The sequence below is a fragment of the uncultured Dokdonia sp. genome, from assembly GCF_937910895.1.
Classification (GTDB): Bacteria; Bacteroidota; Bacteroidia; order Flavobacteriales; family Flavobacteriaceae; genus Dokdonia.
Genome location: NZ_CALEMI010000161.1, coordinates 145,738 through 154,531, shown reverse-complemented (window position 1 = coordinate 154,531; position 8,794 = coordinate 145,738). Strand labels below are relative to the sequence as shown.

General features: G+C 36.0%; 8 protein-coding genes. 1 reads left to right on the top strand and 7 read right to left on the bottom strand.

The features are described 5' to 3' along the window. Nucleotides 1-183: 183 nt before the first annotated feature. Nucleotides 184-1,869, top strand: a complete 1,686-nt coding sequence (locus Q0505_RS20655) for an ABC transporter ATP-binding protein (protein ID WP_299217362.1) — start codon at nucleotides 184-186, stop codon at nucleotides 1,867-1,869. Nucleotides 1,870-2,329: 460 nt separating this feature from the next. Here Q0505_RS20655 and Q0505_RS20650 read toward each other — a convergent pair whose 3' ends face one another. The 7 genes from Q0505_RS20650 to ricT form a co-directional block, all read right to left on the bottom strand. Further along, complete coding sequence (locus Q0505_RS20650; RefSeq protein ID WP_299217359.1) at nucleotides 2,330-2,470, bottom strand: hypothetical protein; 141 nt, start codon at nucleotides 2,468-2,470, stop codon at nucleotides 2,330-2,332. A gap of 184 nt (nucleotides 2,471-2,654) precedes the next feature. Further along, nucleotides 2,655-2,822 carry a hypothetical protein gene (locus Q0505_RS20645; protein WP_299217356.1) on the bottom strand — a complete coding sequence of 56 codons (168 nt, stop codon included), beginning with the start codon at nucleotides 2,820-2,822 and terminating at the stop codon, nucleotides 2,655-2,657. A gap of 166 nt (nucleotides 2,823-2,988) precedes the next feature. Beyond that, complete coding sequence (locus tag Q0505_RS20640; RefSeq protein ID WP_299217353.1) at nucleotides 2,989-3,645, bottom strand: CoA transferase subunit B; 657 nt, start codon at nucleotides 3,643-3,645, stop codon at nucleotides 2,989-2,991. A gap of 55 nt (nucleotides 3,646-3,700) precedes the next feature. Then, entirely contained in the window at nucleotides 3,701-4,402 is a 702-nt protein-coding gene (locus tag Q0505_RS20635; RefSeq protein ID WP_299217350.1) for a CoA transferase subunit A, read from the bottom strand. Nucleotides 4,403-4,516: 114 nt separating this feature from the next. After that, entirely contained in the window at nucleotides 4,517-6,850 is a 2,334-nt protein-coding gene (locus tag Q0505_RS20630) for a transglycosylase domain-containing protein (protein WP_299217347.1), read from the bottom strand. Beyond that, on the bottom strand, nucleotides 6,850-7,338 hold the full coding sequence (locus Q0505_RS20625; RefSeq protein WP_299217343.1) for a gliding motility lipoprotein GldH: 489 nt from the start codon (nucleotides 7,336-7,338) through the stop codon (nucleotides 6,850-6,852). Before Q0505_RS20625 ends, Q0505_RS20630 begins: the two co-directional genes overlap by 1 nt. After that, a complete protein-coding gene (gene ricT, locus Q0505_RS20620; protein ID WP_299217340.1) occupies nucleotides 7,331-8,635 on the bottom strand; it encodes a regulatory iron-sulfur-containing complex subunit RicT in 1,305 nt (434 codons plus the stop codon). The genes Q0505_RS20625 and ricT overlap by 8 nt, the downstream gene beginning before the upstream one ends. Between the last annotated feature and the right edge of the window lie 159 nt (nucleotides 8,636-8,794).

The following is an 8,794-nucleotide window of genomic DNA, read 5'->3' as shown; positions in this document are numbered from 1 at the left end:
TTTAAAGTTAAAGATCTTTCTTTATTTGATAATCGAGATTTAAATGCTCTGAGGCTTATCTTTAAATCAAATGGTTTGTTCCTTAGAAATGTCTCATGGGCTTGTTCTGGGGTACTTTACTTAAAAAGGATTCGTAAATTTTATTGATGAAATACCACAAATTAATGTGTAATTTTGAAAAACATGAAGCAAGACGCATTACTTTCTGTTAGAAATCTATCGATTTCATTTCCTCAAAATGAAAAGATTGAAGAAGTCATACATCACATCTCTTTTGATCTTTATAAAAATGAGATTCTTGCTATTGTTGGTGAATCTGGATCTGGAAAATCAATTACAACACTTGCTCTATTGGGATTGCTAGATAAAAAAGCAATGGTTAAAGGAGATGTTCGTTTTAGAGACAAGGAGTTACTTTCATTCTCTGAAAGAGCTTACAGAGACATACGTGGACGTGTAATCTCTATGATTTTTCAAGAGCCTATGAGTTCTTTAAATCCATCTCTTACCTGCGGGTATCAAGTTATTGAGATCTTAAAACAACACACATCTTTGACTCAGAAAGAAGCGAAAGCGAAGACGTTGTCACTATTTGAAAAAGTAAAATTACCCAATCCAAAGGAATTGTTTGACGTGTATCCTCATCAAATAAGTGGGGGACAAATGCAACGTGTTATGATAGCGATGGCTATTGCTTGCGATCCAGAGATTCTCATCGCCGATGAGCCCACTACCGCACTGGATGTTACCGTACAGAAAGAAATTATACAACTACTTAAGGATATTCAGCAAGAAACAGGGATGAGTATTATTTTTATATCTCATGATTTAGCACTTGTAAAAGAAATTGCAGACAGGGTACTTGTTATGTATAAAGGAGCTATTGTTGAGGAAGCTTCTGCAGAGATTCTTTTTAAAACCCCAGAGCATACGTATACAAAAGCGTTGTTAAATGCCAGACCTTCTCTTGAAAATAGATTGCTTAAACTTCCTACCATCAAAGATTATCTGACCAATACACTACAAACAGATATAGAAATTCCTGAAGACCGCGCTAGAAGATTGAAGGAGTTGTATGAAACAGAGCCTATTTTAGAGGTGCGTAATGTTGAGAAAACCTATATTTCAAAAGCAGGATTGTTTAGTGCTTCAAGAGTTGTTAAAGCTGTACAGGATGTTTCTTTCTCACTATATGAAGGAGAGACATTAGGGCTTGTAGGAGAATCAGGGTGTGGAAAATCAACATTAGGAAATGTTATCTTACAGCTTGACAGAGCATCCGCTGGAAGTATCCTTTATAGAGGGACTGATATTACAAAACTAAAAGGGAGAGCATTAAGAGCTTTGCGTAGAGAGATACAAATTATCTTTCAAGACCCTTATGCTTCTTTAAACCCAAGACTTACCGTAGGACAAGCGATTATAGAACCTATGGAAGTACACAAATTATTTTCTACAAAAGAGCAACGAAAAGAGAAAGCAATAGAAATCTTACACCGTGTAGGCTTGGAGAGCTCTCACTTTAATAGGTACCCCCACGAGTTTAGTGGCGGGCAACGACAGCGCATAGGAATTGCTCGTACCATTGCGGTACAACCTAAGTTAATTATATGTGATGAATCTGTAAGTGCATTAGACATCTCTGTGCAAGCACAAGTATTGAATTTATTAAACGAACTTAAACAAGATTTTAAGTTTACGTATATTTTCATTTCACATGATCTTGCGGTGGTTAAATATATGGCAGATCAGCTTGTGGTGATGAATAAAGGTAAAATAGAAGAGATAGACGAGGCAGATCGTATTTATAATAATCCTAAGAAAGAATACACTCAGAATTTAATAGAAGCGATTCCTAAAGGAGCTTAAATCATAAACAAAAACACTTTTCTAGCTAGGTATAAACAATTACCCATAAAGGTGAAAGCATCTTTCATACTTTCAAAAAATGATTTGATAGGTTGTAGAGAGGACTTTTTTTGCATGGTAGGTTTATTTAGGGATAAAAAACAAAATCCGCAGGGCTCCCCCCGCGGATTTCTAACAAATCATAACATTAAACACTCGTATGAGTTTTAAAGCTATAAGATTTAATAAAGTTTAGTTAATCATTTCAACTGATTTTCCGTACACTTTATCGGTTTCAATTATTGCATTTGGGGAGTGCTAAAGTAATATTATTTTTTACTTATGCAAACTTTAATCTTAAATTTTTTTTGAAAAAGTTAAAATTTTGTGTATTTCATCGATTTTATTGAGTTTTTAATCGTCAAAATGCAATAAAAAGGAAAAACCTCTTTTATAGATTCCTGTTTTTATGGAAGTATTATTATTTAAATATCTGAGAAATTTTTCCTTTTTTGTTTTCTACGTGTTTTCGTACATCACATACATCTGCAACTTTATAATAAGATCGACCATAATTAGAGCGCTTGTTTTCTTGAAGTTGTTTGGCAACTTGATTTGTCATTTTAATCGCAAACTCTTCTTCTTTATTAGGAAAAGAAAGATCACGCCCATGTAGTCTAGTTTTTCGCCTCTTGAAGACTGATCTCTTTTGCGTTTAAGGTAGTCATCTGTTTCATACAGCTCATTGTAGCAGTGTATTAATTCATGGGCAAGTACTGCCATAGGAGAATTATATCCTTTATTATTTATGAGCCACTTTTTTTTTGATTTTTTCTAAAGACAAAACCATGCGTATTGTAAAAACCTATAGTATTATCTATAGGATCATAAAAATTCTTACCTTCAGAATAGATAAGCTTGATATCATTTTGAGTATCTGCAATGAGCACATCTATAATGTATATAGTTTCCAAGACACCATCATCTTCATAAGTAATAGTAAGTGCATTGGTTTTATGTAAATAGTCAAGAGCCTTGGTGTTATTACGTAAGAATCGATCAGGAATTGTTTCATAATCGCGATCTTCTGTATATGTATACTGATGCGGTTTTTTTTTGAAGATCGTAAATAGTCATAAACTATAGGTTCATTTCTGGCACATGATCTGGGATTATTAGTTTTCCTTCGGTTGCGTTTTTAATGGTTTCTATAGAAACTTCAGGAGCTCTTTCTAAAAGCAAAAATCCGTCTGGTGTTACTTCTAAAACAGCAAGGTTAGTAACAATCTTTTTTACACAACCCACCCCTGTAAGTGGTAAGCTACACGTAGACAATAATTTTGATTCCCCAGCTTTATTGGTATGCATCATAGCAACAATAATGTTTTCTGCACTTGCTACTAGATCCATAGCACCCCCCATTCCTTTTACCATTTTTCCAGGTATTTTCCAGTTGGCAATATCACCATTATCGGCTACTTCCATAGCGCCTAGTATGGTAAGATCTACGTGTTTGCCACGTATCATGCTAAAGCTAGTTGCACTATCAAAAAAACTAGCACCAGGTAGGGTGGTAATGGTTTGTTTTCCTGCATTGATAATATCTGCATCTTCTTCTCCTTCATACGGAAAAGGTCCCATACCTAAGACGCCATTCTCACTTTGGAACTCTACTTCTATATCATTGCGCACATAATTTGCTACCAATGTTGGAATTCCTATACCTAAGTTTACGTAATATCCATTTTTTACTTCTTGAGCAATGCGTTGTGCGATTTGATTTTTATCTAGTGCCATGTATACAATGAGTTAACGGTATAATCAATTTATGATGTAATAAGTTTTTATGCGATTAGGGTTTCTGCCTCACAGTTCTTTGTTCGATACGCTTTTCATAGTTCTCTCCTTGAAAAATACGTTGCACAAAGATGCCAGGGATATGTATTTGATTAGGATCTAATGTTCCTACAGGTACAAGTTCTTCTACTTCTGCAACGGTTATTTTGGCAGCGCCACACATATTTGGATTAAAATTACGAGCTGTTCCTTTAAAAATAAGGTTTCCAGCAGCGTCTCCTTTCCATGCTTTTATAAACGCAAAATCGGCATCAAAGGCATATTCTAAAACGTACATTTTACCGTGAAACTCTCGAGTTTCTTTTCCCTCTGCAACTTCGGTACCGTAGCCAGCAGGCGTATAAAAGGCAGGAAATCCTCCTTGGGCCGCTCTGCAACGTTCTGCAAGTGTCCCTTGAGGAATCAGCTCTACGTCCAACTCTCCACTGAGCATTTGTCTTTCAAACTCTGCATTTTCTCCCACATAAGAAGACACCATTTTTTTTATTTGATGCTTTTGTAATAACAAACCTAGACCAAAATCGTCTACGCCTGCGTTGTTAGAGATACAGGTAAGTTCATTTACATTAAGGCGTACGAGTTCTGCGATAGCATTTTCAGGAATACCACTAAGTCCAAAACCTCCAAGCATCATTGTCATGCCACTTTTTACTCCTTGTAAGGCTTCTTGAACACCGTTAACTTTCTTTGTGATCATCGTTATTTAATTTGTACTAAAAATACAAAAATTAGAGGGGAGTACGCTTTCGCGAAAGCATAAAAAACCCCATCAAATTTGATAGGGTCAGAAATATAGTTTTAAACGAAATAATTAAAAATCTAATTCGTCAAATTCATCGTTGCTGGGATTTTGTGATTTATATTTTTCACAGTCTACTTCAATGGAAAGATCTTTTGGTTTTACAAAACTGCCATCAGAGATATCAAGGTCTTTATTACTATACACATCTTTCATGTATAACCCCCATATAGGAAGCGCCATGGTGGCGCCTTGTCCATATCGGGTTGTCCTAAAGTGTGTTGCTCTATCATCACCACCTACCCAGACACCAGTCACTAAATTAGGAACAATTCCCATAAACCAACCATCACTTTGGTTTTGAGTAGTACCTGTTTTTCCTGCAATAGGATTAGTAAACTCATAAGGATGTCCAGTGACGACTTCTTTATAATCAGCACGGTTGGATTTTCCAGAGCGTAATCTACGTCCTGATCCAGATTGCGTGACACCCTCCATAAGTTTTAAGGTAACATACGCAGCTTCTTCACTTAATACATCTTTGGGATTTGGTACATGCTGATAAAGAATAGTTCCGTTTTTATCTTGTATGGTACTTATAATTTGTGGTTTTATATACACACCTTGATTTGCAAAAGCACTGTACGCAGAGACCATCTCATAAAGACTTAAATCTGCCGTTCCTAATGCAATAGAGGGTACTGGAGGGATATTACGGACATCTACTCCCAATTTTTCTACAAGATCAATGACAGGTTGAGGCCCTACTTCATTCATTAATCTGGCAGAAATAGTGTTAACAGATCCTGCTAAAGCATCTTTCATGGTCATCATACCACCGTAGTTGCCATCAGAATTTTTAGGTTCCCAATCTTTCGTATTTCCGTGTCTTCCTGCGGCAATACTAAATAGAGTATTAGGGAGTGTATCGCAAGGCGAAATATGTAATTGGTCTACTGCAGTAGCATATAAAAAAGGCTTAAAGGTAGATCCTACTTGACGTTTTCCTGTCTGAACATGATCATATTGAAAATGAGCCATATCAATACCACCTACCCAAGCGCGAACTTCTCCTGTTTGTGGTACCATAGACATCATTCCCGTACGTAAGAATTTTTTATAATAACGTATTGAGTCCCGAGGCGTCATCGTGGTGTCTATATCGCCTTGCCAAGAGAAAACACTCATCTCTGTTTTTATATCAAAAGACTTGCGTATCTCGCTCTCACTTTTTCCAGCAGCTTTCATTTTACGCCATCTTTCAGAGCTTTTCATAGCATTATTAAAGATAACTGCTACTTCGTTTTCATCAATATCTCTAAAAGGAGCCGTCTTATTCTTTAAATTCTGTTTGTCAAACTCGGCTTGTAATCTAGGCATGTGCTTTTGCACAGCGTCTTCTGCCATACGTTGCATTCTAGAATCTATGGTGGTGGTAATAGTTAAGCCATCTCTATAGATATTATAGTATTCTGGATTTCCATCTGCGTCTATTCCTTTAGGGTTTTCTTCAATCCACTTTGCTAAGAATTTTTTAAGATTCTCTCTAAAATAGGTTGCTATCCCATCTCTATGTCCTTCAGGAGTATATCTAACAATCATAGGTAATCCCTGTAATGAATCTTTTTCGTCAGTGGTAATAAAGTTATTTATTTCCATCTGCTTAAACACTTGATTACGGCGTCTCTTAGATTTTTCTCTAGAAATTTCTCGGTGTGGATTAAACTGTCTAGGATTTTTAAGCATGGCAACAAAAACGGCAGATTCTTCTAGAGATAAGTCGCTTACATTTTTATTAAAATAAATACGAGATGCAGAGCTTATTCCAATAGCATTAAACAAGAAGTCAAACTTATTGAGGTACATTGTGATGATTTCTTCTTTAGTATATTGACGCTCTAAACGTGTGGCAATTACATATTCCTTTGCTTTTTGAATGAGACGCTCAATCGTAGATTCTGGAGGGTCAGAAAACAAAAGCTTAGACAATTGTTGTGTTACGGTACTAGCTCCTCCATTTTGCCCTAGATAGGCGATCGCTCTTGCCGTTCCTCTAAAATCGATACCTGAATGCTCATAATAACGCTCATCTTCTGTAGCGACTAAGGCATCTACAAGATGTTGAGGTAAATCTTCATATTTAATAGGGGTACGATTTTCATTATAATAGGTTCCCAATTGTTGTCCATCTGCAGAAATTATTTTGGTGGCTAGATTACTTTCAGGATTTTCTAATTCTTCAAAAGTGGGAAGTTTACCAAATACATTCCAGCTAGCGAGTAAGAACAACAATACCATGGCTAAAATTCCTCCAGCAAATAATGCCCAAAACCATTTAATGAATTTTGTAAAATTATTTTGAGTAGTCGTGGTCGCTTGCTTTTTTTTAATTTGCTTCTTTGCCATTATTCTTGATTTTGAGGGCGTTCTATACGCAATCCTACTTCTGTAATTCCTTCTAAGCGTTCGTCTCCAGTGATATTTCCGTTTTTACGAACGGCATGCTCTATGGAGAATTGGTAGGTTCCGCTTTCGCGAAAGCGTACGCCTTCTTTATACCATAATTTATTTTCTTTTATATCATTAAATCCAGTTCCTAGCCAAGCTCCTTCTGGCGTTGCCATGACATACTCAAGGGTGTCTGTAATTTGCTTGCCATTGGGAAAATTCATTCTTGTAATCAAAAATAAATTACTGTATTTATAGTCATTGGTATTACGTACTTTAATAAATACGTTGTAGGGTGTTATACTATCTACGTCAGAAATTTCAAATTGGACCGGTTCCTGTATATTCCACCCATTCTGTATCGTTTGATAACGATCATATACGCGATTGGTATCACAGGATATTGTGGTAATGATAAGCAGTAAAAGTATCGCTGCTTTACGCATTGTTATTAGGTTTATTTTTTGATCTATTACGCCTGTTATTAGGGCGTTTAGTATTTGTGTTTTGTTTCTGAGCAGGTCTTTGAGTCGATTTTTGCGCTGGGTTTTTTGAATCTGTCTTCTTTTGTGGTGGCTTTTTATCGGTTGTTGTAGCGGGTACACTTTTTTTATTTCGGGTGCGATTATTTCGGCGCTTGGTTGGCGTTTTTGGTTTGTCAAAACGGGTAAGACTATCTTGTCCTACAACGTTTCCAAAATCAATTTTAGTATCTTCTATTAATTCTGATGCAAATTCTTCTAGACTTGCAACAGGATCTTTTGCTTTGTTTAATTTTATAATTTCATTGGCTTGCGCTGCTGCTAGCTTATGCCAGTTCATCCATTCTCCTTCATACGCGTACCAAAGAAATCCTTGAAAAATATCTATTTTTTGGCATACTGCAGTTCCTTTTTCTGTAAATAACTTAACGTCTGTTTTAGGAAATTCTTTTAGAGCATCTAGATATGCATCTAGCTCATAGTTAAGGCAGCATTTAAGTTTTCCACATTGACCTGCTAATTTTTGGGGATTAAGAGATAATTGCTGATAACGAGCAGCTCCTGTGGTTACCGATCTAAAATCAGTGAGCCAAGTAGAACAACATAATTCACGACCACACGATCCAATCCCTCCTAATCGAGCCGCCTCCTGACGAAGTCCAATTTGTTTCATCTCAATACGTGTTCTAAATTCTTGAGCAAACTCTTTGATCAGTTGTCTAAAATCTACACGATCTTCTGCGGTGTAATAAAAGGTAGCTTTGGATGCGTCTCCTTGAAACTCAATATCAGATATTTTCATTTGCAGATCTAGACGTATGGCGATTTGACGTGCCTTTACCTTCATAGGTTCTTCACGATCTCTGGCTTTTGTCCAAATGTCTATATCTTTTTGAGTAGCTTTACGATATAATTTAAGCGTTTCTTCGGTGTCCTCTTTAATTTTTTTACGTTTCATTTGAACACGAACTAATTCACCAGTAAGTGTTACCATACCTATATCGTGTCCTGATGCTGCCTGTGTGGCAACAATATCTCCTATACTTAATGATAGGTTTTCAGTATTTTTATAGTAGTCTTTACGGCCGTTTTTAAAACGAACTTCAATGTAATTAAATGTTTGCTGTCCTTCTGGAATGGCCATATTTGAAAGCCAGTCAAAGACAGTAAGTTTATTACATCCATCGGTACCACAGGTGCCATTATTTTTACAACCTTTAGGTTGCCCGTCGGCTCCTGTTCCACAATTTCCACACGCCATAGTACATATATCTTAAGGAAAAACACTTAAAAATCAATATTTAATTGATATATTTATATGCTTTACTCGTTATTATTATTTAGATTTGATAGTTACGCTAAAAGTTTAAAGATACCAATTTATTAAGGTTCTTTATATATTCATTTAGCATTAGAAAAA

What these genes read in the sequence shown, in the direction of transcription:
- Q0505_RS20655 (WP_299217362.1), top strand. Translation starts at nt 184, where the DNA reads ATGAAGCAAGACGCATTACTTTCTGTTAGAAATCTATCGATTTCATTT.
- Q0505_RS20650 (WP_299217359.1), bottom strand. Translation starts at nt 2,470, where the DNA reads ATGACAAATCAAGTTGCCAAACAACTTCAAGAAAACAAGCGCTCTAAT.
- Q0505_RS20640 (WP_299217353.1), bottom strand. Translation starts at nt 3,645, where the DNA reads ATGGCACTAGATAAAAATCAAATCGCACAACGCATTGCTCAAGAAGTA.
- Q0505_RS20635 (WP_299217350.1), bottom strand. Translation starts at nt 4,402, where the DNA reads ATGATCACAAAGAAAGTTAACGGTGTTCAAGAAGCCTTACAAGGAGTA.
- Q0505_RS20630 (WP_299217347.1), bottom strand. Translation starts at nt 6,850, where the DNA reads ATGGCAAAGAAGCAAATTAAAAAAAAGCAAGCGACCACGACTACTCAA.
- Q0505_RS20625 (WP_299217343.1), bottom strand. Translation starts at nt 7,338, where the DNA reads ATGCGTAAAGCAGCGATACTTTTACTGCTTATCATTACCACAATATCC.
- ricT (WP_299217340.1), bottom strand. Translation starts at nt 8,635, where the DNA reads ATGGCGTGTGGAAATTGTGGAACAGGAGCCGACGGGCAACCTAAAGGT.